The organism is Prauserella alba, assembly GCF_024171735.1.
GTDB lineage: Bacteria > Actinomycetota > Actinomycetes > Mycobacteriales > Pseudonocardiaceae > Prauserella > Prauserella alba.
The window spans coordinates 749,096-774,399 of record NZ_JAMTCH010000004.1; the positions used below are offsets into that span (position 1 = coordinate 749,096).

23 protein-coding genes are annotated in these 25,304 nt (G+C 69.5%); 12 read left to right on the forward strand and 11 right to left on the reverse strand.

The genetic code is table 11. The features are described 5' to 3' along the window. Positions 1-50: 50 nt before the first annotated feature. Positions 51-977 carry a pentapeptide repeat-containing protein gene (locus LY12_RS12335; protein WP_253856128.1) on the reverse strand — a complete coding sequence of 309 codons (927 nt, stop codon included), beginning with the start codon at positions 975-977 and terminating at the stop codon, positions 51-53. 113 nt (positions 978-1,090) lie between these two features. On the opposite strand from LY12_RS12335, the gene LY12_RS12340 reads away from it, so the two are divergent. The 5 genes from LY12_RS12340 to LY12_RS12360 all read left to right on the forward strand — a co-directional run bounded on the left by LY12_RS12340 (position 1,091) and on the right by LY12_RS12360 (position 6,207). Next, positions 1,091-2,311, forward strand: a complete 1,221-nt coding sequence (locus tag LY12_RS12340) for an acetyl-CoA C-acetyltransferase (RefSeq protein ID WP_253856129.1) — start codon at positions 1,091-1,093, stop codon at positions 2,309-2,311. 165 nt (positions 2,312-2,476) lie between these two features. After that, the gene (locus LY12_RS12345; RefSeq protein WP_253856130.1) at positions 2,477-2,797 is read left to right on the forward strand and encodes a DUF3870 domain-containing protein; all 321 of its coding nucleotides are present in this window, start codon (positions 2,477-2,479) and stop codon (positions 2,795-2,797) included. 140 nt (positions 2,798-2,937) lie between these two features. Then, complete coding sequence (locus tag LY12_RS12350) at positions 2,938-4,083, forward strand: DUF819 family protein (RefSeq protein ID WP_253856131.1); 1,146 nt, start codon at positions 2,938-2,940, stop codon at positions 4,081-4,083. Position 4,084: 1 nt separating this feature from the next. Then, positions 4,085-5,179, forward strand: a complete 1,095-nt coding sequence (locus LY12_RS12355) for a dipeptide epimerase (RefSeq protein WP_253856132.1) — start codon at positions 4,085-4,087, stop codon at positions 5,177-5,179. Further along, entirely contained in the window at positions 5,176-6,207 is a 1,032-nt protein-coding gene (locus LY12_RS12360; RefSeq protein WP_253856133.1) for a C40 family peptidase, read from the forward strand. Before LY12_RS12355 ends, LY12_RS12360 begins: the two co-directional genes overlap by 4 nt. Positions 6,208-6,632: 425 nt before the next feature. Here LY12_RS12360 and LY12_RS12365 read toward each other — a convergent pair whose 3' ends face one another. Further along, positions 6,633-7,454: a Bax inhibitor-1/YccA family protein gene (locus tag LY12_RS12365; RefSeq protein ID WP_253856135.1), complete on the reverse strand. Its 822-nt coding sequence runs from the start codon at positions 7,452-7,454 to the stop codon at positions 6,633-6,635. Positions 7,455-7,944: 490 nt separating this feature from the next. On the opposite strand from LY12_RS12365, the gene LY12_RS12370 reads away from it, so the two are divergent. The 3 genes from LY12_RS12370 to LY12_RS12380 all read left to right on the forward strand — a co-directional run bounded on the left by LY12_RS12370 (position 7,945) and on the right by LY12_RS12380 (position 11,499). Then, entirely contained in the window at positions 7,945-9,333 is a 1,389-nt protein-coding gene (locus tag LY12_RS12370; protein WP_253856137.1) for an MSCRAMM family protein, read from the forward strand. A 1-nt stretch (position 9,334) separates the two neighbouring features. Then, positions 9,335-10,060, forward strand: coding sequence for a class F sortase (locus LY12_RS12375; protein WP_253856139.1), 726 nt, complete (start codon positions 9,335-9,337; stop codon positions 10,058-10,060). Between the two features lie 101 nt (positions 10,061-10,161). Further along, positions 10,162-11,499, forward strand: a complete 1,338-nt coding sequence (locus tag LY12_RS12380; protein ID WP_308292107.1) for a coiled-coil domain-containing protein — start codon at positions 10,162-10,164, stop codon at positions 11,497-11,499. A 123-nt stretch (positions 11,500-11,622) separates the two neighbouring features. Here the strand turns inward: LY12_RS12380 and LY12_RS12385 are convergent, their stop codons facing one another. Together LY12_RS12385 and LY12_RS12390 are read right to left on the reverse strand one after the other, a co-directional pair. Continuing rightward, entirely contained in the window at positions 11,623-12,645 is a 1,023-nt protein-coding gene (locus tag LY12_RS12385; protein WP_253856141.1) for an ABC transporter substrate-binding protein, read from the reverse strand. Positions 12,646-12,758: 113 nt separating this feature from the next. Continuing rightward, positions 12,759-14,186, reverse strand: coding sequence for a PP2C family protein-serine/threonine phosphatase (locus LY12_RS12390; RefSeq protein ID WP_253856143.1), 1,428 nt, complete (start codon positions 14,184-14,186; stop codon positions 12,759-12,761). A gap of 271 nt (positions 14,187-14,457) precedes the next feature. On the opposite strand from LY12_RS12390, the gene LY12_RS12395 reads away from it, so the two are divergent. Beyond that, positions 14,458-14,922: an ATP-binding protein gene (locus tag LY12_RS12395; protein ID WP_253856145.1), complete on the forward strand. Its 465-nt coding sequence runs from the start codon at positions 14,458-14,460 to the stop codon at positions 14,920-14,922. Positions 14,923-15,049: 127 nt separating this feature from the next. After that, the gene (locus LY12_RS12400) at positions 15,050-15,418 is read left to right on the forward strand and encodes a hypothetical protein (protein ID WP_253856147.1); all 369 of its coding nucleotides are present in this window, start codon (positions 15,050-15,052) and stop codon (positions 15,416-15,418) included. Between the two features lie 210 nt (positions 15,419-15,628). Here LY12_RS12400 and LY12_RS12405 read toward each other — a convergent pair whose 3' ends face one another. The 7 genes from LY12_RS12405 to LY12_RS12435 all read right to left on the reverse strand — a co-directional run bounded on the left by LY12_RS12405 (position 15,629) and on the right by LY12_RS12435 (position 22,373). Next, positions 15,629-16,225, reverse strand: coding sequence for a CBS domain-containing protein (locus LY12_RS12405; protein ID WP_253856150.1), 597 nt, complete (start codon positions 16,223-16,225; stop codon positions 15,629-15,631). 123 nt (positions 16,226-16,348) lie between these two features. Further along, positions 16,349-17,689, reverse strand: a complete 1,341-nt coding sequence (locus LY12_RS12410; protein WP_253856152.1) for a cryptochrome/photolyase family protein — start codon at positions 17,687-17,689, stop codon at positions 16,349-16,351. Positions 17,690-17,709: 20 nt separating this feature from the next. Next, positions 17,710-18,459, reverse strand: a complete 750-nt coding sequence (locus LY12_RS12415; RefSeq protein WP_253856154.1) for an anti-sigma factor — start codon at positions 18,457-18,459, stop codon at positions 17,710-17,712. After that, positions 18,459-19,061 (reverse strand): ECF RNA polymerase sigma factor SigK, encoded by a 603-nt coding sequence (sigK, locus tag LY12_RS12420; RefSeq protein WP_372493503.1) that lies wholly within the window; start codon positions 19,059-19,061, stop codon positions 18,459-18,461. Before sigK ends, LY12_RS12415 begins: the two co-directional genes overlap by 1 nt. A 50-nt stretch (positions 19,062-19,111) precedes the next feature. After that, positions 19,112-20,395 carry an SAM-dependent methyltransferase gene (locus LY12_RS12425; RefSeq protein WP_253856156.1) on the reverse strand — a complete coding sequence of 428 codons (1,284 nt, stop codon included), beginning with the start codon at positions 20,393-20,395 and terminating at the stop codon, positions 19,112-19,114. Further along, on the reverse strand, positions 20,392-21,105 hold the full coding sequence (locus LY12_RS12430; RefSeq protein ID WP_253856158.1) for a DUF1365 domain-containing protein: 714 nt from the start codon (positions 21,103-21,105) through the stop codon (positions 20,392-20,394). The genes LY12_RS12425 and LY12_RS12430 overlap by 4 nt, the downstream gene beginning before the upstream one ends. Beyond that, positions 21,102-22,373 carry an NAD(P)/FAD-dependent oxidoreductase gene (locus tag LY12_RS12435; protein WP_253856159.1) on the reverse strand — a complete coding sequence of 424 codons (1,272 nt, stop codon included), beginning with the start codon at positions 22,371-22,373 and terminating at the stop codon, positions 21,102-21,104. Before LY12_RS12435 ends, LY12_RS12430 begins: the two co-directional genes overlap by 4 nt. A gap of 406 nt (positions 22,374-22,779) precedes the next feature. On the opposite strand from LY12_RS12435, the gene LY12_RS12440 reads away from it, so the two are divergent. Both LY12_RS12440 and LY12_RS12445 read left to right on the forward strand, forming a co-directional pair. Beyond that, the gene (locus LY12_RS12440; RefSeq protein WP_253856161.1) at positions 22,780-23,559 is read left to right on the forward strand and encodes a DUF1295 domain-containing protein; all 780 of its coding nucleotides are present in this window, start codon (positions 22,780-22,782) and stop codon (positions 23,557-23,559) included. Between the two features lie 42 nt (positions 23,560-23,601). After that, entirely contained in the window at positions 23,602-25,215 is a 1,614-nt protein-coding gene (locus LY12_RS12445) for a molybdopterin-dependent oxidoreductase (RefSeq protein ID WP_253856162.1), read from the forward strand. The last annotated feature ends 89 nt before the right edge of the window (positions 25,216-25,304 follow it).

Consider the following 25,304-nt stretch of genomic DNA (forward strand, 5'->3'; position numbering starts at 1 on the left):
CTCGCGGACTGTGTTCACTACTCGGGAGTTCATTACTCGGACGGTGTTCACTACGACGCGCCGAGTGACCCACCGGTTTCGACCTGCCGCAGGTCGGCCCATGCTGGATCGCCCTCCGATTCGCGCGCTTCCCATCCCGGCGGCCAGTTGCGCCCCGCTCCGGTCCTGGTCATCGCGCCTGCGAGATTCGCGGTGGTGTGCTCGCCGAACCGCACCGGCCCCTCGAAACGCGCGCCGCGGAACCGGCTTCCGTTCCGGCCGAAGTCCACGTTGCGGAAGTCCGCGTCATCGAGGAAGCACGCTTCGACGAAATCGGCCTTGGATCCGAATTCGGATCCGCGGAACGTGGCGAGCTCCGTGAACACCGCCCCGCGGCAGTTCAGCGAGCGGATCCGGCAGCGCGAGAAGTTGAACCACGGCAACCGCGCTCCGGAGAGGTCGAGATCGATGTCGCCCCAGAAGGCGTCCTCGACGTCGGGCCGCAGGTGCAACTGCAGGATCCGCTGCACCGCGAGGCGGACCTGCCGTTCCTCTGCGGAATCGTCGAACGGCATGCGCAGATAGGCACAAAGCACGTTGACGATCGTCTGGCGTTGCGGCCGGTGGTCGGCGGCCAGCCGTTCCAGCGCATACATGCCCGCCAGCCGGACCGCGGCGCTCTCGTGGCCGAGCTGTTCGGCCGCTTGGCCGTACAGCTCGGTGATGCGGCGTTCGGTTGCGTCGTGGTCACGCTGTTGGAGGTCGAGCTCGTTGGACCGCTGCCGCCGTGCCGCCAGCAGCAGCGCGGCGCCGCCGCCCGTCCCGATGACCAGGCTCGATGCGGTACGCAGGGCGTCCAGCCTGGCGCGGTCCTCGGGCCGGCCACCGCCGAGCAGCGACAGCATCGTGGTGGCGGCGGCGGTGGCGACCAGCAACAGTCCGACGGCCCACATCGCGATCGTCCGTGGCCGTAACGCTGCGCTCCGGGTATTCGACACGGCGTGATGATGCCAGTGACGTGACGTGCGATTAACACCACTGGCCAGGGCGGGCACCGGCAGGCAGGATGTACGTAAGCATCCGCTTAGGTCGATCCGAAGGAGTGTCCACCATGCCCGAAGCCGTGATCGTGTCCGCAGCCCGTTCGCCCATCGGCAGGGCAGGCAAGGGCTCACTGGTGGACAAGCGCCCCGACGACCTCGCCGCGGAGATGGTGCGCGCTGCACTCGACAAGGTGCCCCAGCTCGACCCGGCCGAGATCGACGACCTGATGCTCGGATGCGGTCTGCCGGGCGGCGAGTCCGGCTTCAACATGGGCCGCGTCGTGGCGACCCTGCTCGGCTACGACCACCTGCCCGGCTGCACCATCACCCGGTACTGCTCCTCCAGCCTGCAGACCACGCGCATGGCCATGCACGCGATCAAGGCGGGCGAGGGCGACGTGTTCATCTCCGCGGGCGTCGAGGCCGTGTCACGGTTCGCCAAGGGCAACTCCGACTCACTGCCGGACACCCACAACCCGCTCTTCGCCGACGCCGAGGCCCGCACCGCCGCCACCGCCGAGCAGGCCACCGACAGCTGGACCGACCCGCGGGAGAACGGCCAGCTGCCGGACGTCTACATCGCCATGGGCCAGACCGCCGAGAATCTCGCCCGGATGAAGGGCATCTCGCGCGAAGAGATGGACGAGTTCGGTGTGCGCTCGCAGAATCTCGCCGAGAAGGCCATCGCCGACGGCTTCTGGGCCAAGGACATCACCCCCGTGACCCTGCCCGACGGCACCGTCGTTGACGCCGATGACGGCCCACGCGCAGGCGTGACGATCGAAGGCGTGTCCGGCCTCAAGCCGGTGTTCCGCCCCGACGGCCGCGTCACCGCCGCCAACGCCTGTCCCCTCAACGACGGCGCCGCCGCACTGGTGATCATGAGCGACACCAAGGCCAAGCAGCTCGGCCTCACCCCGCTGGCCCGCGTCGTGTCCACCGGCGTGTCCGGCCTCTCGCCCGAGATCATGGGCTACGGCCCGGTCGAGGCGTCGAAGCAGGCCCTCTCCCGCGCCGGCATGTCCGTCGGCGACATGGACCTGGTCGAGATCAACGAGGCTTTCGCCGCGCAGGTCATCCCGTCCTACCGCGACCTCGGAATCGACCTCGACAAGCTGAACGTCAACGGCGGTGCCATCGCCGTCGGCCATCCGTTCGGCATGACCGGCGCCCGGATCACCTCGACGCTGATCAACTCGCTGCAGCACCACGACAAGCAGTTCGGCCTCGAGACGATGTGCGTGGGCGGCGGCCAAGGCATGGCCATGGTCCTCGAACGCCTCAGCTGACAACGAGAACTTGCTGCCCGGCTTGCCCGGCGGTGCGCGAACCTGCTCCTGCACGCACTGCGTGTGGTCGCGTGTGTGCAGGAGCAGGTGACGGTTGGGTAACGTCTTCCGGTGAGCTCCGCCGAGGACTACCGGCGGGAGGCGGCGCTGTCCTAATGTCTCGCCATGTCCACGTCGGTCTTCGTCACGGGCGAGGCCAAAGCACCCTCGAACAACCCGATCACCAGTCAGTACGGGCTGTTCTTCATCGCCTTCGAGATCGACCCGGACACGCACCGGATCCTTGATGCCGAGTGCTCGGCGACGTTGGCCCTGACGAACAGGTTCGTCAAAGGCTTGTTCGCCCGAGAGCGCATCACGGACGAAGGTCTTCTTACGGAGCGCATCTCCGCGCGCTATCACGGTTCGTCCCAACGAGCCTTGATCGCGGCACTGCACCACGCCGCGACCAAGTACCGGACCGCGGTGGGCATCACCGCGGGCTGACGCCTCCGTAGGACCCAGCGATTGCCTGGCCCCTGACCGGGCCGGACCCAGTCGGAAACACGTACCACGACCACCTCGGTCGGGTGCGCGTTTCCGACTTTTTTTGTGTGTGAGGAAGAAAGGACGGCGGCGACGCGAACATGATTACGGACGGGTTCCTCTATCTCGGTGTGCTGCTGGGGCTGGCCGCGGTCATCGTCTACGTCACCCAGCGCAGGCAGTACCGGTTCCTCAAGTACGTGCCCGGTTTCGTGCTGCTCTACCTCGGAGCGGCACTGCTGAACACGCTCGGCGTGTTCGGTGAGTCCGATTCGGTCGAGGCGACCGGCGACGCGGTGAAGGATGCGCTGCTGCCGGCGATGATCCTGCTGCTGTTGTTCAAATGCGACATCCGCAAGATCATCAAACTCGGCCCGAAGCTCCTGCTGACGTTCGTGATCTCGGCGCTCAGCATCGCGGTGGGCTTCGTCGTCGCGTTCCTGATCTTCCAGGCGACCCTGGAGGGCGAGGCGTACAAGGCGCTCGGTGCACTCGCCGCGTCGTGGACCGGCGGCTCGGCCAACCTGGTCGCGGTGCAGTCCATCGTGGACGCACCGGAGACGCTGATCGGCTACGTGCTGATCGTCGACACGGTGCTCTACTCGCTGTGGCTGCTCGTGATGTTCAGCTCCGTCGGCGTCGCCGACCGGTTCAACCGGTGGACCAAGGCGAAGGCGATCAACTTCGACGGGCACGCGGCCGACGAGCGGGAACACTCGATAGACCTGACCTCACTGATGACACTGATCGGCTTCAGCCTGCTCGTGTCCGCGGCCGCGACCTGGGTCGGCGGCCTGCTGCCGGAACTGGGCGACGTCGTCACCGGAACCACGTGGACGATCCTCATCGTCAGCGTGCTCGGCCTGGTCATCGCCTCCACCCGATTCGGCAGGACCGCGGGCTCGTCCGAACTCGCGATGGTGATGCTGTACGTGATCATCGGCATCATCGCCTCCGGCTCCGACTTCTCCTCGCTGGCCGAAGCGCCGCTGTACCTGCTGATGGGCGTGATCGCGTTGATGGCGCACGCGACCATCATGGTCGTCTACGCCAAGCTCACGAAGTCCGAGCTGTCGAGCCTGGCGGTGGCCAGCACGGCCAACCTCGGCGGCATGGCCTCGGCACCGGTCGTGGCCAGCGCGTTCCACCGGCAGATGGTGCCCGTGGGTGTGCTGTTCGCCCTGATCGGTGCGTTCTCGGGCACGTTCATCGGGCTGGCGACGGTGAACGTGCTGGGGGTGATCTGAGGTGCTGCCCGCCGTCGCGGACCTGCGGGCACGGCCCTACTCGGCGCCACTGGCGCGCCCGTTCATCACGGCTCGTCGACGTGTCGACACGATGCTCGGCGTGCTCGTGGAGATCGAGCTGGCCGACGGCACCGTCGGCCACGGCTCGGCGGGCCAGTCCTTCGGTGTCACGGGCGAGTCCGTCGATTCGGTACTGGCAGTGCTGAACGGGCCGGTGAAACAGGCCCTGGCCGACCGGTCCGGCGCGGGGCGACGTGGGATCGCGGCGGGCATCGCCGACTCCTGCGTCGGGAACTTCGCAGCCAAGGCTGCGGTCGACGTCGCGCTGCACGACGCCTGGGCACGCACACTCGGCGTGCCGCTGGCCGAGGCCCTCGGCGGGGATGCCGCGACGGTGCTGCGCACCGACATGACCGTCAGCCTCGACACGCCGCAGCGCATGGCCGACGCCGCTGTCGAGGCGGTCGGCGACGGCTTCGACGTGCTGAAGATCAAACTCGGCAACGACTGGCGCGCGGACCTGGACCGGCTCCGCGCGGTCCGGGAGGCCGCGCAGGACGTGCGGTTCCGGCTCGATGCCAACCAGGGCTGGGACGTGAAGTCGGCGATCCGCGTGATCCGGGCCATCGAGGACGCCGGGATCCCCCTCGAACTGGTCGAGCAGCCCGTCGCCGGCCGCGACCTGGCGGGCATGGCCGCCGTGACGGCCGCGGTCGACGTGCCGATCATGGCGGACGAATCGGTGTCCTCACCGCACAGCGCGCTGGAGATCGTGCAGCGGCGGGCTGCGGACCTGCTCAACATCAAGCTGGCCAAGTGCGGCGGGATCGGCGAGGCGCTGGCCATCGCCGACATCGCGCACGCGGCCGGGATCGAATGCATGGTCGGCGCGATGATGGAGCCGAGGATCTCCATCGCGGCGGCCGCCCACCTCGCAGCCGCTCACCCCGCGGTCACCCTCGTCGACCTCGATTCCGCCGAGTGGATCGACGACCCGGACCTCACCGGCGGCTACCGCCTGCGCGGCAGCGAGATGCATCTCCATCCCGGCCCGGGAATCGGTTTTGCTCCATGGGTGAAAGGAGAAAAGGTATGAACCTCCGCAGAACGACGGTCGCGCTGCTGGCCACGGGGCTGGTCGGCGCGAGTGCCGGCGCGGCAGCGGCCGCACCGCACGAGGCCGCGCAGGGCCACGGGATCGAAGCGGGTGACCACGCGTTCGTCGACGTGACCACCGCGACGTTGTGGGTCGAGCCAGGGCTGGACCGGCCGATCGACGCGCCGTCGCTGACCAACCCCGTCGATCTGGACCGGTGGAACCGGAACCTGGCCGACACCGAGACGCGGCGCTGGCTCACCGGCAAGCTCGAGACGCAGGCCGTGCTCGGTTCCGAGGTCGAGGTCACCGAGGTGGCCGGCGAGTGGGCCCACGTCGTGGTCGAGGGGCAGGACACCCCGCGTGACGATCGCGGCTACCCCGGTTGGCTGCCCGTCGACCAGCTCGTCGAGAGCGACCGGTTCGACACCCTGACCGAAACCCGCCCGTGGGCGCAGGTCACCGACGAGCGGACGTGGCTGACGGCCACCCCCACCGGCAGCCGGCCGCTGTCGGAGATCAGCTTCAACACGCGGCTTCCCGTGCTCGCCGAGACACCGCAGGCGGTGCGGGTCGCACTGCCGGACGGCTCCGGAGCATGGCTCGCGCAGGACGCGGTCGACGTGTACGACCAGGGTGAACAACCCGCTGCGCCCACCGGTGAGGACCTGGTCGCCACGGGGAAGCAGTTCCTGGGCCTGCGCTACCTGTGGGCCGGCGTGTCCGCGTACGGGTTCGACTGCTCGGGCTTCACCTACAGCGTCCACCGCGCCCACGGCGTGTCGATCCCGCGGGACTCGTCGGCGCAGGCCGAGCACGGCCAGGACGTCGCCATCGAGGATCTGCAGCCCGGTGATCTGTTGTTCTTCGCCCAGCCCGGCGGAGTCGGCCACGTGCACCACGTAGGCATGTACATCGGGAACGGGAAAATGATCCACGCGCCCAACGCATCCGAATCGGTGTCGATCGTCGACTGGCAGGACTGGGACACCGACGACGAGTTCTCCGGCGCCAAGCGCATGATCTGAGGGGCACTGCGCCACTGACACTGCACCGCTGACACTGCACGACCGGGCCTGCGCCGCTCGAGCATTGGCACGGTTCGAACAGCATCGAGAAGCGGCTCCCGGGTGACGGTCACGCCACCCGGGGGCCGCTTCTCGTCACGGTCCTGGTTCGCCTCGGACCTGCCTGTGCGTCTCGGACGGAGGCGGATCGACCGGGTCGGTTCGTCGGGCGCGCACCCCGAGCCACGCGCACTCACTCGACCGGATGCCGACCTTCGTCGACGGCCACCCCGGTGGTCCTCGCCTGCGTACTCACCGGCCCGCCGGGGCCGCGCCGCGCTCGGCCGAGGACAGGGCAGCCGAGGACCGGGACGTCCCCTGAACAACGGCAGCCGCCCGGCCGAATGGGCCGGGCGGCTGCCGCAGGAGGTGTAGCGCGGAGAGTCTTATTCGCCGCCCTGCAGGTAGGTCAGCAGGCGCAGGATCTCCAGGTACAGCCAGACCAGCGTCGTCATCAGGCCGAACGCCACGTACCAGGCGAACTTGTTGGGCACGCCCTGGCGGATCGCCTGGTCGGCCATGTCAAAGTCCAGCAGGAAGCTGAACGCGGCCACGCCGATGCACACGATGCTGAAGATGATGGCCAGGGTGCCCCCGTCGCGCAGGCCGACGTTGACGCCGAACAGGCTCATCACGAGGTTGAACAGCATCAGGACGGCGACACCGCCGATGGCACCGATCATCCACTTGCGGAACTTCGGCGTGACCTTCACGGCGCCGGTCTTGTAGACGACCAGCATCACGACGAACACCGCGGCGGTGCCGACGACGGCCTGCAGCGCGACACCCTCGACGATCATCTCGAACACGCCGCTGATCGCACCGAGGAACACACCCTCGGCGGCGGAGTAGGCGAGAGTCATCGGCGCGCTGGCCATCTGCTTGAAGATGATCACCAGGGCCAGGATCAGGCCGACGATCATGCCGCCGATCATGGCGCCGGTGACGGCACCCATGGACCCGGCCATGATCTGCCCCTGAGCCCAGATCGCGGTGATGATGCCGATGACCAGCGTCACGCCGAGGCTTGCGCCGGTCTTCATGACGACGTCGTCGACGGTCATCGGGCGGTCGGCCTCACCCGAGGGCGCCTGCGGGGTCCCGTAACCGGGGACGCCGCCCTGCGGCTGCTGGAAACCCGCGTACGACGCCTGACCGGCCGCACCGTGCGGCAGGTTGCGGAAGGCTGGGTTACTTGAGGTTCGCACTGATCCTCCTGGATCTACTGGCCTTGCACCGGTACAACGACCGGACGCGCCGGCCGGTTCCCGTAGGTCGGTAAACCCGACTTTACCCACGATCCCCGGGGCGGGTGGCACGGACGTGGGAAACATCGTGTACCGCGACCGAACCAGGTCCACTCAAGTGGCCGATTGCCGGTGACGCGGCGGGCAGCGAGTATCACCAGCCGTATCCGACCGACTACCGAACGCGGGCCCGCCGTAGCACCGGAGCAGCTGTACCACCCGCGTAACCGTGCCACCCGAGCAGTCAGCCGGGGTCGCCCCGACGAGCCCCGGCCGATGACGTTCGGCCGCCTCTGGGGGTGTGGAGCACCGCGGGCGCCGCATTCGTGACCTTAGGGGGACTCCCGTGGCGCCTACCCTGCGCCCTTCCCGCATCCGGGGCGCTGCCGCCTCCGCCGGCGCGCAGCGCACCCTGAGCACTCCGTTTTCACCCACCGCGTTTTCACCAGCCGTGGCCCTGCGACTGCTCGTGGCGGTCGCGCTGGCCGCGTTCTCACTGGTCGTCGTCGCGCCCGTGGCCTCGGCCGAGGTGAAGGAGGGCAACGGTCACCGCACCACGCCCGGCCAGCCCTACGGCGGACAGAACCGCGAGAGCGACTGGCACGGCTCCTACGTCGTCGGCGGCAAGCAGGTGTTCTGTGTGCAGTTCGCTCTGAAGGCACCCGATTCGGGCGAGCAGTACCGGCCCGGCGACGAGCTGCTGACCAAGTGGGGCGAGAAGATTCCGGAGGACACGGCCGCGAACATCTCGTACCTGCTGCTGCGCTACGGCGACACGCAGAACGACGACGAGGCCGCCGCGCTCGCCCATCTCCTGCATTCGTGGACTGCTGCCCCGCGCACGCCGGCGGACCTCGACCGCAACCTGCCGTTCGACCGGATCGCCTACAACGTCGACGGGCAGTTCGCGAAGTTGCCGCAGGGTGCGAAGAACGCGGTGAAGCGGCTGCGCAGCGACGCCAACGCCAACCGCGGCCCGTGGACGGCCGACGTCACCGCTCCCGAGCAGAAGCAGACCATCGGCGAGGCGGACGAATGGTCCGTGTCGGTGACCAACGCCGCGGGCAAGGGCGTTCCGGGCGTTCCGGTGACCCTGTCCGCCGAGGGTGCGCAGGTCGGCGGCGAGCGGGCGAACGTGACGACGGGCGAGGACGGCACCGCCACTTTCCCGGTCACACCGCAGGCCGAGAAGCCGTCGGTGACGGCCACCATGTCGGCCCCTGCCGCGCGACCGTACGTCCAGGACCCGGTCACCGCCGACACCCAGCGGGTGGTCTCGACCGGAGGTGAGCAGGAGCTGACGGCATCGGCGACCGGGGCGGCGAAGAACGCTCCCGGCGGCGTGAAGGTCACGAAGATCGACGCCGAGTCGGAGAAGGGCATCGCCGGTGTCCCGCTGCGCGTCACCGCGGGCGACGAGGAGTCGCCTGCCAAGGGCGACGACGGCAAGCCCGTGGTCGGCGAGGACGGCAAGCCCGCCGTGGTGACGACGGAGGGCGACGGCGGAGTGGCCACGGTGGACGGGCTGCGCGCGCCGCAACGGATCTGCATCATCGAGGTCAGCCCGCCGAACGGCTATGCCGACGCGTTCGATCCCGACAATCCGCCATCGGCGTGCGGAAAGGTACAACCCGGCGGCACGCTCGAACTGACGATCAGCAACAAGGCCGATCAGGTGCCGACCGTGATTCCCGCCGGTGAGCAGGGCCAGCCGATGGCACAGAGCCCGACGACGACGTCGACGCCGACCGGCGCGCTCTTCGGCATGGGCGGCCTGGCACTCGCCGTCGCGGTCGCGTCCGGGCTAGTGGTCCGTCGCCGGCAGCTGTCCGGAGACTGACGTGGCCAGGCGTGACCGGGTCGCCGGCTATCTGCTGGGAGCGGCTTCGGTGTTGGCGGCTCAGGCGTTGGTGGGCGCGGCGGTGCTGATGCCGCCCACCGACGCCGTCGCCGGAACGGCCGAGCCCGCTGCCGACAGGCAGACCTCCCGGCAGCACACCGCGGCCGAGCAACCCGAACCGACGACCTCGGAGAAGGCCGGCGATCCGACGCGCTCCCATCAGGAGTCGGAGTCCGGCGAGCAGCCGGAACACGGCAGCGAACCGGAGGTCGCCCCCGCACCGAGTGGGCAGCGGCCGGGCACGATCCGGCTGCCCGACGGCGGGTCGGCGGCCCTCGTACGCCGCGATCTCGGTCCGGACGCTGTACTGCCCGTTCCGGAGAACCTCGGCGAGGCGACGTGGTGGGGCGCCGGGCTCGGCGCCCCCAGCGGCGCCAGCGTCTTCGCGGGTCATGTCAATTGGCAGGGCCGGGAAGGCCCGTTCGCCGAGCTGTGGCAGGTGCGGGTCGGTGAGCGCGTCACGATCGCCGACGACAACGGGAAGAAGTTCCGCTACGAAGTCTCGCGGATTCTGACGCTGGACAAGGACGAGGTGCCGGCGCGGGCGAGCGAACTGTTCGGGCAGAGCGGCAGGCACCGCGCCGTACTGGTCACCTGTGGCGGCCGGTGGCAGGGCGGTACGACCGGCTACTCGGAGAACCGCGTCGTGATCGCCGAGCCCGGCTGAGCCCTCGTGGCCGGCGGCCCGTGGCCGGGTCGCCGGCCGCGAGGAACCGGGCCAGGCGTCCTGTCACCACAGCCGGCGCTCGCAAAGGTACGGTCTTGAGTATGGCTTCCGAGCACGACAACCGACTGCTGCCGCTGCGGCGGGAATTCAGCCAGGCGTGGCACGGGTTCGACCGTGCCCAGGTTCTGCAGTACGTCGAGCACCTCGAGGCTCAGGTGCAGCGGATCGTGGCCGACCGCGACAACGCGAACGCGCGGCTCACGACGCTGTCCCGCGAACTCGAGAACGCCCGCCGGGAGGTGACCCGGCTGCAGAACCGGGTCGAGGAGCTGAAGAAGCCACCGGAGCGTCCCGAGGATCTCGACGAGCGCATGCAGCGTTCCGTCGATCTCGCGAACACGCGGGCGGAAGAGGTCGTCACTCGCGCGGAGGAAGCGGCCACGAAGACGTGGGCCGAGAGCGGCGAGGTCTCGAAGAAGCTGCACGAGCGCTACATGAAGCTGGTCGAGACCCTCGACCAGCACGCGGAGGAGCTGCAGCGCGAGCACACCGACGCGCTGGCGTCGACGAAGGCCGACGTGCAGAAGATGACCACCGAGGCAGCCGAGCGGCAGGAGCGGCTCGACCGCGAGGCCGAGGAGAAGCGCCGGACCATCGAGCGTGAGTTCGACAAGAAGATGGCCGCGGAGAAGGCCTCGCTCGAGAAGCACGTCGCCGACACCAAGGAAGCCAGCAAGAACGCGGCGGAACGCCGAATCGCCGAAGCGACCACCGAGGCCAAGCGCATGGTGGACGAGGCCTCGGCGAAGGCGAAGAAGCTCGTCGACGACGCGACGGCGGACGCCGAGCGCCGGACGGCCGAGGCCAACGGGGTCGTCGAACGGCTCACCAAGATCCGCAACGAGGCGCGTGCCCGGCTCAAGGCAGCCGAGGATGCGCTGCACGCGGGCGAGTCGGCGCTGGACCCGGTGGACGACGAGGACACCGAGCTGTCGGAACTGCCGGAGTCGCTGAGCACGCCGTTCGACGCGGCCAAGACCGCCAACGCCGTGCAGCTCTCCCACGTAACCGGCAACGGTTCCGCGGGCGATTCGGCGTCCGGTTCGCAGGACGGTTCGGGTGACGCCGAAGCCACCCGCCCTGCGCAGCGGCCCGTGAAAGCCGGGACGAACAGCGCGACGTCCGGCGGCGACACGGCGAGCTCCGGCGACGCCGCGGGTTCCGACAGCGCAGCGGGTTCCGGCAGTGCAGCGGGTTCCGGCAGTGCAGCGGGTTCCGGCAGTGCAGCGGGTTCCGGCAGTGCAGCGGGTTCCGGCAGTGCGAGCGCGGAGTCGGCAGGCGCCGCATCGGGCAGCGGGGACTCGGCCGCCGAGACGACGACGCCGAGCACGCCGGCGCAGCGGCCCTCGCCGACTCCCAAGGACTCCTCTTCGGAGTGAGAGCCGGACGACCGGGACCAGCTCGGCCGGCAGTGGCCATCACCGGCGTGATGCCGCCGTCGTCGTTGGTGGTGTCGCCGCGTGGTGGGCCCGCCGAGGCGGCGAACCCACCACACCGGCGGGTCACACGACCTTGCGTGCGCCTTCGAGGTTCTCGGCGAGGCGGTTGATCGTGGCGGCCTGCGCGACGTAGTCCATCGCGCTGAACTCCCACGGGTAGACCTGGTTCGCCTCGGCGGCGGGCAGGTTCGCGAACGTCGGCTGCTTGAGCATTTCGTCGCCGCTCATCGCGCGCAGCGAGTACAGCACGACGTCGGTGCGGAAGTCGGTGATGTTCTCCCACGCCACCTGACGCCAGTAGTAGTCGCCGCCGCCCGGGTCGGGGTATTTCACGCCGAGTTCGGTGTAGCTGCGCAGCGCCGGGTCGTCCGCGGCCTTGGCGATGTGGACGCCGTCGGTCTCGTACGCCGCGACGGCCATGACTGTCAGGCCGGACGAGGAGGCCTCGCGGAGGCGGCTGCGTGCGGAGTCGTACTCGCGCTTCTTCTCGGTGAGGAGCTTGCGGTCGGCACCGAGCGATCTCGCGAACTCGGTGGTGCGCTCCACGACCTCGTCGGCGGAGCCGGTCATCGACAGCGCCACGATCGGCGCGATCTTCGCGGCGTCCTCCTGCTGCTTGAGGTCCTTGAATCCGTACAGCGGCTTCTTCGGGTCGACCTTGCCGGAGGAGTCCTCGGGGTAGGCGTGCGTGATGATCAGGTCGGGTTTCTGCGCTTCGAGGCGCACCAGGTTGATCTCGCCGTACGTGGCTCCGACCTCGGTGACCTTGGAGGTGTCCTTGCCGTCGAAGTTCACGTCGGCGTCGAGGCCGGTGTAGCCGAACGACGCGACCGGAACGATGCCGTAGTTCCACAGGGAGGCGATGGCGTCGTTGAGGCCCGCGATACGGGTGGGCGTGCGGTCGAGGGTGACCTTCTCGCCGCGGTCGTCGGTGAACGACCACCCGCCCGAACCGCCACCGGCGTCCTCGTCGTTCGAGGTGTTGGGGCCACAGGCGGACAGGAAGCCGGTTGCGGCGAGAGCGGCGGCACCGGTGAGCAGGCCGCGGCGGGACATCCGGTAGGGACCGGGCAGTGTTCCAGACATGCCGACCAAGATAGGCAAGCCTAAGTTAAAAACCTAGCCCCTGTGACGAACCTCGACACGGCGGCCCGGACGTCGCATACCCGACACCCCCACGCCCACCGGCAGCCGGCACATCACGGGACGTCAGGCCGGGCCGGGCCGAGCCAGCGGCACAGCAGCAGGCAGACGTCGTCGTCGTGATCGGTGCCGCCGAGCATCTCGTGCAGCACGTTGTCGGTGCGCTCGGCGACCTTGCCGTCGCCGCACCGCTCGAACGCCGTCGCGAGACGTGCCATCCCGGCATCGAGGTCGCTCCTGCGGCGTTCGATCAGCCCGTCGGTGTACAGCGCGACGGACGAGTCCGGGGTGAGGCTGCGGCGGTGCTCGGGTATCGACGGCGTCAGATCGATACCGAGCATCGGACCGTGCTCGGCGTCGAGGTACACGACGTCACCGGAGGCGTCCTGCACCAGCGGCGGCGGATGCCCCGCACTCGCCCACCGGATCATGCCGCTGCGCAGCTGCACCTCGACGACCACGGCCGTGGCGTAGAGCGAGCCCCGGCTCTCCCTCAGCAGTTCGTGCACGAGCCGCAACGACGACGCGGGGCCGTGCCCCTCCAGCGCGTAGGCACGCAGCGCGTTCTGCAGCTGCCCCATCACGACGGCCGCGTCGAGCCCGTGCCCGGTGACGTCGCCGACGGTGAGCACGACCGTGCCGTCGGAACGGCTGAACGCGTCGTACCAGTCACCGCCGATGTGGACACCGCGCGTCGACGAGCGATACCGCGCGGCGATGTCGAATTCGTCCAATTCGACCAGTGCAGGCAGCATCGCGTGTTGCAGCCGCTGAGCGAGTTCGTGCTCCCGCTCGTACTCGTAGGCATTGCGCAGGCCGAGCGCGGTACGCCCCGCGACGGCGTGCGCCAGCGAGACGTCGTCGGCGGTGAAGCCGCGGTGCCTGCGCTCCAGATCCAGCACCCCGAGGGCGTGACGTCCCGCCAGCAACGGCACACTCAGCCTGCTCGACCCGGTGCGGACGGACCGGCGCGTGATCAGCGCCTGCTGGGCGGTCAGGTCGGGACGCACGTCGCCGGACGACGGCGTTGCACACCGCAGACCGTCGTCGGTCGAGCGCCACACGCGCGTGACGTCGGCCAGCTGGTGCGATTGGACGAGTGCCGAGACCTGCGAGAGCATCTCGGCGCTGTTGAGGGACGTCGCGGAGGCGCGGCTGACTTCGTCGAGGAAGGCCGTGCGGTCGATGTCGTCACGCGACGGCGACCCCACGACGGGCTTGTCGGTCAGCCGCCACCGAAGATCCCGGTCGCGGCTGCCGCGGGCGGGAGTGCGCACCTCCTGGGAGGGCAACTCTGTCTCACCCAGTTGGCCGGGCACGATGTCGGTCAACGACTCCACGACGTGCCCTACGGGCGTCGCCGGGTCCAGGCTCTCGAGAACCTCGGCCAGCACTGCCCAGGCGTCGGCAGGCAGTCGCCCCGCGCGCACAGCCCTGGCAAGTTCAGCGCTGAGCGGGCCGCTCAACTCACGCTCGACACTCACCGGGACTCACCTCCGCACAAGCTGGGCCTCCACTATGCCCGCTGCCAGCGAAGATGTCTCGTGACAGCCGCGTGAGTGTCACCCAAGAAGCGCAACGCGAGAAGTTCGTCCGGATGCGTGTACCGACCCACGACAGAGGGCACACGGAGGTTGTGAACGATCCCGCGGTCGACGCCCGATCGGCGGAGTCCCCGGAAACCGGGCGTTCCACAGCCCACCGGCCGACTCTGCCACATCGACGGCGACAACCGCCGAGCCGACGGGGCTGACGATGATGATTGAGCAGAGCCGTGTCGCGGCCGACACCCTCGTAGTCGACATCGCGCTGGACATGACGCCGTGCAGTCCCACCGATGCCCGCCACACCGTGGACGCCGCGCTCGGCATCGGTGACGAGTCCTTGCGCCAGAACGTGTTGCTGCTGGTCACCGAGCTGGCGACCAATGCCGTCGTCCACGGGAGCCCGCCGTGCAGGTTGCGCGTGCGCGCCCGTCCGGAGCGGCTGCGCATCGAGGTGTCCGACACCGACCCCCGGCAGCCCGTCGTGCTGCACCCCGGACCCGACGTCGACCACGGTCGTGGCCTACTGCTGGTGGCGGCACTCGCCGACGACTGGGGTGTCGACCAGGCCCACGGCGCATCGAACCGGGACGCCAAGGTCGTGTGGGCGGAGCTGCCGTTCACGCCGCTGACATCGCCCGAACGAGGGGTTTCGCAGCCGGCGCTCCGGCCCTGAGGGTCCCGCTCCCGGAGGCGTCCCGCGTCCGAGGGGACGGCCTGCGCTGCAGGTGAGCGCCCCGGCGAGGGAGCCGCGAGGGGTACCCACGCCGACATCCACCTTCGGGCGGACCCACAATGGGTGAATGACGACCTGGGCACGACTCGTACCGGCACTGCTGCTGCCTGCCGTCGTGCTGGCCGGGGCAGCCGCGTGCACCGACGACCCGAACCCCGCACCCACGTCCACGACCTCCGCGTCCGCGGCACCGCCGTCCGGGTCGGTGCCCTACTCGCAGCCGACGTCTCCGGGAAACCCGTCGGCCAGGACCGGCGGCGCGGACACCGGACCGGGCTGTGGGGAGCGAGCCCTCGAGGCGGGCGAGTTCAACCCGGACTGCAAGGAGTATCAGGGCCATCTCGACCCCGGCGGACGAGGCCGCGGCGACACGGCAGGCGAAGCGCAGCTCGAATACGCCTGCGAGCAGGGCTACGTCCCCAAGGAGAAGTGCTGAGTCACGTCCCGCGTGTCCTGCACCCGGGACCGGCCAGTCGGGCAGGAGCGCCCGGTGCGGTTTCCGGTGCGCCTCGGCCGCTGCCCGGCTCCCCGGTCGTTCCGGCACCCCGGCGACCGTCAGGATGCGCTGCGAGCAACGGGTGAACCGGGACTCCTGGCAGGCCGGCGACGGCCTCGGCCTGCCCGGAGGAATCGGTGACCGCGCCCCTCAGCCCCAGGACGACGATCGCTGCTGGGGAATCAGCGCGGCGACGTCGGTGCTCGTCACGCCCGGCACGGTGCGCGCCAGCGCGTCGACCACCCTGCGTTCGGCGAGATCGGCGAACTCACCCCGGATGGTGGCTGTGCCGCCGACCACGTCCACCGCCCAGCGCCGCCCGTGGCCCGAGTAGTCGGCCAGCGTGCGGCGCAACTGCGCCGCGACGGCGTCGTCCTGACGCACGAGCGGCCCCAGCAGATCGCGACGGCTGATCACCCCGACCAGCACACCGTCGTACACGACGGGGACGCACCGCCACCGGTCCGCCAACAGTTTCGTCGCCACCCGGAGAACATCGGTGTCGGCGTCGACGACCTCGGCCGGACTGGTCATCGCGTCGCCGACGGTCACGCCCGTGGGAAGCGGGCCTGCGCCGGCAGCGCGCAGCGCGTCGGCCTCGGTGAAGACACCGATCACCCGTTCTCCCTCGTCGACGACGGGCAGCCCGGCGAAACCGTGGTGCAGCAACAGCGAGATGCCGTCACGAATCGGAGTGTCGGGGCCCGTCGACACGACCGGCCTGGTCATGAGGTCTCGTGCTTTCATCGGCGCACTCCCAAACATCGCCGCGCCCGGCGAACACCGTGCCGAGGCTTGTTCCCGACGCTACGAGCGCTCACGTGCCGCGACTGCCTGCCTTTGTCACCGATCCGTTGGGACTTCGGTCCCTCAGCCGTTCCGGGCGGACAGGAAACGCTGCCTGCCCTCCGCGAGGTCGGCGACCGGGTCCGGGTAGTCCAGCGCCCGGCGCTCGCACGAAGGGAGTCGCCACGGTTCATGCACCGCAGCCCCTGGAATGCCGCGCAACTCCGGGACGTACCGGCGCACGTAATCGCCCGCCGGGTCGTACCGCATCGCCTGCCGGAGCGGGTTGAGCACACGATTCGGCCGGGTGTCGGCACCCGTACCCGCGACCCATTGCCAGTTCAGCTGGTTGTTGGCCACATCGGCGTCGACGAGGTGCCACTGGAAGTGCCGCGCTCCTTCCCGCCAGTCCACGTACAGGGTCTTGGTCAGGAAGCTCGCCGTGATCATGCGGGCACGGTTGTGCATCCAGCCTTCCCTGAGCAGCTGGCGCATCCCGGCGTCGACGATCGGATAGCCGGTGCGGCCCTCGCGCCACGCCGCCAGTTCCTCGGGCGCGTCCCGCCAGTCGTCGCCGCGGGGGCGGTAGTCCTGCCTCGCCGTCGCCGGCCGGGCGGCCAGCATCTGATGGTGGAAGTCCCGCCAGGCGAGCTGCCTGCCGAACTCCCACGCTCCCTGTGATCCTCCGCCCGCGCGGTGCAGCACTTCCACCGGCGAGAGGGTGCCGAAATGCAGGTGCGGAGAAAGCCGCGACGTGCGATCGCCCGCCAGGTCGTCACGCCCTTCGGCGTAGCCGGTCACGGCGTTGGCGGCCCATTCGGCCAACAATGCGCGGCCGGCTCGCTCCCCACCGTCGGCGAGCTCCGGAGCGCGGAGCCCGTCTCCCTGTGCGACGTCGCGCGGCTCCGCCGAATCGGCTTCCGGCGTCGTGATCCGGGGTGGCGGCGGCAGCGGTGTCCGTCTCGCCGCTGCCTGCCACCGCCGCAGATACGGAGTGAAGACGGCGAAGTGATCGCCTCCGCCGGTGGGTGTGATCTCACCGGGCGCCGCGGCGGTGGTGACCGTGTCGTGGACGTGTACGGCGACGCCGGGGATCTCCTCCAGCCGTTCCTGCCTGCGCTGGGCGTAGCCACTGACGTCCGCCGAGACATGCACGTCCGACACGTCGTTCTCGGCGATCAACCGGGAAACCGCCGTGACGGGGTCGCCCCGCCGGATGATCAGCGCCCCGCCGAGGTCCTGGAGCGCGGCGTCCAGGTCGGCAAGGCACCTGTGGAGAAACGCGGCGCGGTTCGGCGGGGCGGGAAGCCCCGGGTCGAGCACGAACAGCGGTACGACCCTGTCGGCACCGACCGCAGCCGCGTACAGCATCGGGTTGTCGTTGATCCGCAGATCTCGCGTGAACAGCGCGATCGAGGTCCGCATCGGGGATAGGCCTTTCCGGGTCAGGCGCGCAGGGACAGCAACATGAACGGGTCGGTGGTCGGCTGTTGCGACCCTCCCGCCGGTTCGGTCGTCACGCCGAGCTTCGTGGTGTCGCCGGGCATGTCCGCCGTGACCGGTACGTCGCCGCCGGTGAGTACCCCCATCGAGGTGGCTCCCTGCTCGTTGATGGCCCAGAGCTGGTGCACCTTGTCCTCCGGTGCGGCCGGCATGTGTTCGCTCATGAACACGACCTTGCCGAGTTCGGCCGAGACGATCGCGGTCGCCACGGCACCTCCCTCGGAGGCATGCATGATCCTGGCGTCCGGGGCGTGCAGCAGGCGGGCCATCTCGGCTCCCCGCTCGCCCGCCTGCTCGATCCGCTGCTGTGCCTGGTCGAGTTCCTGCTGTGACTGCCATGCGGCGACACCGAACACGGCGGCCAGACCGATCCCGACGACCGAGGCGGCAACGGCGAGGCGCGTGGCCAACCGGGACGTCGCTCGCGCCTTCCGTGTCCCGATCGGCACCGGTTGAGCCGTCGGCGGCTCCTGCCGGGTGTGTGCGATCTCGTGCAGTACACGGCCCTTGAGCTCGGCGGGCGGTTCCTCGGCGGCGGCGACGCCGAGCATACCCGCCGCTTCCCGCAGCTCCCGCACTTCCTGCGCGCACTCACCGCATTCGGCGAGGTGATGCTCGAACTCGGCGCGTTCCGGTCCCGTGAGCGCGTCCACCGCGTAGGCGCCGGTGAGACCTGCCATCTCGTTGCTCATCAGCCCACCCCCAGGCAATCGCGCAGGCGGATCAGCCCGTCCCGCAGGCGGGTCTTCACCGTGGCCGTCGGCGAGCCCACCAACTCGGCCGCCTCTCGGTAGGTGTAACCGCGGTAATAGGTCAGCAGCACCGATTCCCGCTGCAGTTCGGTCAATGTGGACATACACCGGCGCACCTGGCGCTGTTCCAGGCGACCGAGCACGGACTCACTGACCTCGTCGAACGCGCGGGCTCCTGAGCGGGAACCCACCTTGGCCTCACGGTCGGCCGCGGACTGCTCGGCCCGCACCCGGTCCACCGCGCGCCGGTGCGCGAGGGTCAGTACCCAGGTCATGGCGCCGCCCTTCTCGGGCCGATAGTGCGTCGCGGTGCGCCACACCTCGACGAGCACCTCCTGGGTGACCTCTTCGGACTGCGCGGCGTCCCGGAGCAAGCGGCGCACGAGCCCGAAGACAGGCCTGACGATCAACTCGTAGAGCTGTTCGAAGGCTGCTTCATTCCCCTTGGCGACCTCCACCAACAGGGCACGCGCGTCCGGAGCGGGCTGCGGCTGCCCAGCCCATCCCAGCGGCGGCTCGGCAGACTGCGGACCGTCATCCACACCAATCAACTCCCTCCCCTGCGACGCCTACCGCGCCGCCCCGACATTCTTCAGCGACGAGCGGTTTTGTGCAGACCGAACTGCCAGACGTCGAGATAGCCGGAGCGGAATCCCGCTTCGCTGTATGCCAGGTAGAACTCCCACACCCGCGGCAGTGTTCGGCCCAGACCGAGCTCGGCGACGGCGGAGTGTCGCTCGGCCAGTCGCTCCCGCCAGCGCCGCAGTGTTTCCGCGTAGCCGGGTCCGAAGCCGCGCCGTTCGGCCAGCGCCATACCGGTGTTGACCTCGACGTTGCGTTCCACGACGCGTACCGACGGGAGCAGCCCGCCGGGAAAGACGTACTTGTGGATCCAGGTGTACGAGTCGCGGGTGGCCAGCAGCCGGTCGTGCGGCATCGTTATGGCCTGGATACTCGCCCGGCCGCCGTCCACCAGGAGTCGGTCCAGTGTTGCGAAGTAGGACGGCCAGTACTCCCAGCCGACCGCCTCGATCATCTCGATGCTGACCACCGCGTCGTAGCGGCCCTCGACCTCCCGGTAGTCGCGGAGCTGCACGTCGACCACGTCGTCCAACCCGGCGGCCCGTACCCGCTCGACGGCTAGTCTCCGCTGCTGCTCGGACAACGTGACGGTCGTGACGGAGGCGCCGCGTCGCGCGGCACGTATCGCCAATGATCCCCACCCAGTGCCGATCTCCAGCATCCGCGTTCCCGACCGCACTCCGGCCAGGTCGAGCATCGAGTCCAGTTTGGATAGTTGCGCGGCCTCGAGATCGTCGCCCGGCCTCAACGGCGCGCCCGAGTAGGTCATCGTCTCGTCGAGAAAAGCGGCGAAGAACTCGTTGGACAGGTCGTAATGCCGGTGAATGTTGCGACGTGCGCCCGACGTGGTGTTACGTTCCGACCCCGGCTGGGTGGCGTCGACCCAACGGCGCAGGACCTGTAGCGGCGCCGGGACCAGGCTGGGCAGCTGCGCCGCGAATCGGGTCAGCAGTTCCGCGAGGTCGGGACTCGACCAGTCACCGGCCAGATAGGCCTCCCCGAAACCGATCTTGCCGTCCGCTCCGAGCCGGTGGAAGAAGTCCCCCGGCCGCTCGATCCGCATCAGGGGCGCCTCGGGGCCACCGGCGCCGAGGCGTTCCCCGCCCGCGACCGCGACGCGCACCGGCAGCCGGCGGACCGCGTGCCGGAAGAGCCTGCCGGCCGCCGCGGCACGCAACGGCGAGTGTGGTGCGCCGGGGACGTCCTGCCCTGGCAATGGCGGTCCAGCGGCGATCGCGTTGGCGGACGCCTCGTGGAATCCGGCGTGGTGCAGGCCGGCGTCGGTGGTACTCATCGATTCTCCTGACGGCGCGGGGTGATCGGAACTCTCCGCAGCCACAGCGCAACGCCGTGACGGCGGATCGAGGCGGAAACCCGTTGTGGCACGAACGGCCTGCGCAGCAGCATGCGCACGAGTGCACGGTTGGTCGCGGGCTCGCGGGTACCGGTCATGGTGGCGCTGAGCAGCTGCTTCCCGTCGTCGCCGAGCTGGACCCGAACGGCCAGCCGCTCGGCCGGTCGCGGCAACCGCATGCGGTATCGGCCGTGACCGGGCAGGAACGGCGACACGTAGAGCTGTTTGTCCGCTTCGGCTCGGCCGTCCGGGTCCGGCGACAGCAGATAGCGATGCTGCTGCCCGTACGTGTTGTGCACTTCCGCGACGACGCAGGCCTGCCGACCGTCGCGAAAATGGCACCAGTAGACGGTGATCGGGTTGAACACGTACCCCAGTACGCGGGCGTGTGCCAGCATCAGTATCCGGCCGCCGTCCAGCCGCACGCCGCGAGCGGCGAGCCACCGATCGAGATTGCGGCGGATGGGCTCGTCTTTCGCCCCGAGGTGGTCACGCGCGTCGAAGCCGGCGAAGGGACGCAACCACCACGGCAGTCGAGGCAGCCGGTCCAGGTCGACGAGCCAGGTGTAGAGGTGGTTGCGGAAGGACCGGGCGAGGCCGACGTGGCGGGTGTGTGTCACCACGACGTCGTAGAGCGCGGGCGCGGTCACCGCGACCCCCAGCCCGCACCGAGGTTCTCGGCGACCCGCACCCCGGAGGCACAGCCGTCCTCGTGGAACCCCCAGCCGTGGTACGCACCCGCGAAACTGACCCGATCGTCGGCGAGCTCGTGCAGTCTGCGCTGCGCAGCGACAGATTCAGGGGTATAAATCGGGTGTCGGTAAGTGGGTGCGGCGATCACCTTCCGCGGATCGACCCGACCGACATCACCGAGGGTGACGATGTAGTCCTCGGGCTCGGCCAGCCGCATCAGCCTGTTCATGTCGTAGCTGACCCGGACCTCGTCCGTCCCCGCTGCGCATGCAGGCTTCCAGTAGTTCCACGACGCCCGTGCGCGCCGACCCGCCGGGACGAGCCGGGCATCGGTGTGCAGCACGGCCTCGTTCCGTGAATACGTGAAGGCGCCGAGGATCTCGCGCTCGGCAGCGGTCGGCGCTGCCAACATGTGAAGCGCATCGTCGGCGTGAGTGGCGACCACCGCGTGGTCGGCCACGTGCACCGTATCGTCGTCGCCACGGATCTCGACCCCCTCCGGACGGCGCAGCACGGAACGGACCGGGGCGGACACGCGCACCACGTGAAGCTGTTTGCCGATGCGATCGACATAACTCCGGGAACCACCGACGACGGTGCGCCAGGCGGGCGATCCACCGACCGACAGCATGCCGTGGTTGCGCAGGAACTCGAACAGGTAGCGAGCCGGATACCGCAGACTGATCTCCGGTCCGGCCGACCACACCGCCGACACCAGCGGAACCGCGAAGTGGTCGACGAAGAACTGTGAGTAGCGGCCGTCGGCGAGGAATGCGCCGAGTGTCGAGTGGTCGTCCGTTCCCACGTCGAGCAGCTCGTTGGCACTACGGTGGAATCGGCGCACCTGCGCGAGCAGGCGCAGATACGCCGGCCGGGCAAGACTCGCCGGCTCGGCGAACAGACCGGTCAGGCCCTTCGCACCGGCATACGTCAAGCCACATTCCGCACAGCGGACGCTCATGGACATCTCGGTGTCCTGCGTAGCCACACCGAGTTCGTCGAACAGGCGCATCAGGTTGGGGTAGGTGCGCTCGTTGTGCACGATGAACCCGCTGTCCACTGCGATCGCCCTGCCGTCGGACGTGACGACGTCGTGAGTATGGGCGTGCCCTCCGAGCCGGTCGTCGGCGTCGAAGAGCGTCACCCGGTAGCGTCGGCTCAGCAGATACGCTGCGGTCAGCCCGGATACTCCGGCACCGATCACAGCCACCGTGGGTTCGGTCATGCCCCCTCCTGTTCATCGGCCCGGCCGGTCACCGACCGCGCACCCGGCCCGCGTGGACGCGCCGAACCGGTGACTCCCGCCGCGACGCCGTTGCACGCCGAACACCTGGCCGCAGGTTCCGCGATTCGCATACCCGCTATTCGGATCCGGTTGCCGAAACGATTGCCCATGTGATGGCAGACACACGCGCGTGTGTGGGCGAGCGCGCACGCAATCGGCTCCGAATGCGCGGTATGCGCACCGGGAAGGCAACGGGACGGGGACGGGGACTTGCACGCGCATGCGTGCCCGGTGACCTCGACGTTCGGCGACCTCACCGACGAGCTCCGGCGCAGCCGAGGCCTGGCGAACGCACACCGGGCGCGGCCGCAACCGCAGGCATGACCGGGATTCGAGGGGAGCGCGGATGAGCCTTCCTGCCGCCGCGGCACTCGCGCTCGGTGTTGCGTTGCTCGTCGTCGTGATCACGTTCGGTGTCGCACGGTTGCGGGGCCGCTACGACACGATCGACACCGCATGGGGTGCCGGGTTCGCCACGATCGCGGCAGTCGGCTTCGCCGCAGAACCGAACGGGTCGGGCGGTGCGCTGCTGGCGACCGCCCTGGTCATCGTGTGGGGTATTCGACTGTCGGTGCACCTCCACCTGCGCAATGCCAGGCAGGGCGAGGATCACCGCTACCGGGCGATGTCGGCCAGGGCCACGTCGCGTCCGGCGGTTCGGATGTTCGTCCGCACCTACCTGGCCCAGGCGGGGGTGATGTGGTTCGTCTCGCTCCCCGTGGTCCTTGCCCAGCAGCGACCGAGCGAGATGGGTGTTCTCGGCGTCGCCGGCGTGCTGGTGTGGTGCGTCGGATTCACCTTCGAGGCGATCGGCGACGAGCAGCTGCGCCGGTTCGCCGCGGATCCGGCGAACGCGGGCCGCGTGCTCGACCGGGGGCTGTGGCGTTACACCCGGCATCCCAATTACTTCGGTGACGCCTGCGTGTGGTGGGGGCTGTACCTGATCGCCGCCCAGCAGCTATCAGGTGCCGCTACGGTGCTCTCCCCGATACTCATGACCTGGTTGCTCGCCCGCGGCACCGGAAAGCCGCTGACGGAACGCCGGCTGCGGGAAACGCGGCCCGGCTACGCCGACTACGTCGCGCGGACAAGCGGCTTCCTGCCGATGCCGCCCAAGAACCACTGACCCGCGACCAAGCGGAGGCCTCGGCGGCGCCGAATCATCGATATGTCAACTCCAGCGGCCGCTCCTGCCCCCGGTGCGCTCCGTGCGATGTTCGCGAGTTTCGCCTCTGTGGCGTTCGCCCTCGGCGCCGGGCACCTGGCGTCGGGATTCACCTCGCCGAACGCGTCGCCGTACCTCGCCGTCGGCAACACCGCGATCGACTTCACTCCGGAACCGGTGAAACAGTTCGCCATCCGGCAGTTCGGCGAGTCGGACAAGCTCGTCCTGCTCGGCGGCATGGGGTTGGTGATCCTGCTGCTCGCGGTGATCGCCGGACTGCTCTCGCGGCGCACCGCCACACCCGGTCTCGTGATCATCGGAGCGTTCGGCGTGATCGGGGTGATCGCGGCGTTGTTCCGCCGCGACCTCGCCGTCCCCGACGCCCTTCCGGCCGCGGTGGCGCTGGTGTCCGGCCTCGGAGTGTTCGGGTGGCTCCACCGGCTCGCGTCGCGCCCCGCGACCGCACACCGCCCCGACGGCAACACGGTCACGGCAGGCGACGCCGGTTCCGGCGAGACCGGAGGGGATGACACCGCGACAGCGGCCACGTCGTCGACCGCCTCGCGGCGCACCTTCGTGCTCGCCGCCGCCGGGGTCACGGTTGTCGCAGGCGGAGCCGCGGCCGGCGGGCGGCTTCTCACGAACCGGTCCGGAGTGGACGCGGCCCGCACCGAGGTCGGACGGATCGTTCCGGCCAATCCGCCGGTTCCGCGCGGGGCGGACTTCGCTTCCCAAGGAACGCCGTCGTTCATCACCCCCAACAAGGACTTCTACCGCGTCGACACCGCACTGTCCGTGCCGAGGATCCGACTGGACGATTGGCGGCTGCGCATCCACGGGATGGTCGACAAGGAGTTGACGCTCGGTTTCGACGACTTGATCACCCGGAGGGTCGAGCAGCGGACGGTCACGATGACCTGCGTGTCCAATCAGGTCGGTGGCGACTACGTCTCGACCGCGACCTTCACCGGCGTCCCGATCAGGGACCTGCTCGACGAGGTCGGCGTCCGGAGCGGCGCCGAGCAGGTGTTCAGCACCAGCGTGGACGGCTACACCGCAGGAACCCCGCTGGACGTGCTGCGCGAGGCCGACCGCGGCGCCCTCCTCGCCTACGGCATGAACGGCGAAGCGCTACCCGCCGAACACGGCTTCCCGGTACGCATGGTCACGCCTGGCCTCTACGGCTACCTGTCGGCGACGAAATGGCTAGCCGACATGGAACTGACGACCTTCGACAAGCAGACCTACTGGGAGGAGCGCGGCTGGGCCGAACGTGCGCCGATCAAGACGCAGTCCCGGATCGACCGTCCTCAGCCCTTCCAGAAGTTCCCCGCCGGCAAGTTCACCGTCGCCGGTGTCGCATGGGCACAGCCGACCGGCATCGAACGGGTCGAGGTGCGCGTGGACGGCGGCCCGTGGCAGCAGGCCGACCTCGCCACGGAGGTCAACGAACAGACCTGGCGAATGTGGCGGGCCGAGATCGAATTCCCTCCGGGCGGCCACGACATCGAGTGCCGAGCGACCGACAAATCCGGCTACACCCAACAGGCTCGCCGTGTCCCGCCGGTCCCGGACGGCGCCACGGGATGGCACTCCATCTTCTGCACCGCCACGTAGCCCGCGTTTCCGAGATTTCCACTTCGGACACCAATCGATGCGGCCCACGGTGCCGAATGCCTGAAAGAACCCGAACTACGTAGACAGAA

Coding starts and splice junctions, on each gene's coding strand:
- LY12_RS12340 (WP_253856129.1), top strand. CDS start 1,091: ATGCCCGAAGCCGTGATCGTGTCCGCAGCCCGTTCGCCCATCGGCAGG.
- LY12_RS12345 (WP_253856130.1), top strand. CDS start 2,477: ATGTCCACGTCGGTCTTCGTCACGGGCGAGGCCAAAGCACCCTCGAAC.
- LY12_RS12350 (WP_253856131.1), top strand. CDS start 2,938: ATGATTACGGACGGGTTCCTCTATCTCGGTGTGCTGCTGGGGCTGGCC.
- LY12_RS12360 (WP_253856133.1), top strand. CDS start 5,176: ATGAACCTCCGCAGAACGACGGTCGCGCTGCTGGCCACGGGGCTGGTC.
- LY12_RS12380 (WP_308292107.1), top strand. CDS start 10,162: ATGGCTTCCGAGCACGACAACCGACTGCTGCCGCTGCGGCGGGAATTC.
- LY12_RS12385 (WP_253856141.1), bottom strand. CDS start 12,645: ATGTCTGGAACACTGCCCGGTCCCTACCGGATGTCCCGCCGCGGCCTG.
- LY12_RS12395 (WP_253856145.1), top strand. CDS start 14,458: ATGATGATTGAGCAGAGCCGTGTCGCGGCCGACACCCTCGTAGTCGAC.
- LY12_RS12400 (WP_253856147.1), top strand. CDS start 15,050: ATGACGACCTGGGCACGACTCGTACCGGCACTGCTGCTGCCTGCCGTC.
- LY12_RS12405 (WP_253856150.1), bottom strand. CDS start 16,225: ATGAAAGCACGAGACCTCATGACCAGGCCGGTCGTGTCGACGGGCCCC.
- LY12_RS12410 (WP_253856152.1), bottom strand. CDS start 17,689: ATGCGGACCTCGATCGCGCTGTTCACGCGAGATCTGCGGATCAACGAC.
- LY12_RS12415 (WP_253856154.1), bottom strand. CDS start 18,459: ATGAGCAACGAGATGGCAGGTCTCACCGGCGCCTACGCGGTGGACGCG.
- LY12_RS12425 (WP_253856156.1), bottom strand. CDS start 20,395: ATGAGTACCACCGACGCCGGCCTGCACCACGCCGGATTCCACGAGGCG.
- LY12_RS12435 (WP_253856159.1), bottom strand. CDS start 22,373: ATGACCGAACCCACGGTGGCTGTGATCGGTGCCGGAGTATCCGGGCTG.
- LY12_RS12440 (WP_253856161.1), top strand. CDS start 22,780: ATGAGCCTTCCTGCCGCCGCGGCACTCGCGCTCGGTGTTGCGTTGCTC.
- LY12_RS12445 (WP_253856162.1), top strand. CDS start 23,602: ATGTCAACTCCAGCGGCCGCTCCTGCCCCCGGTGCGCTCCGTGCGATG.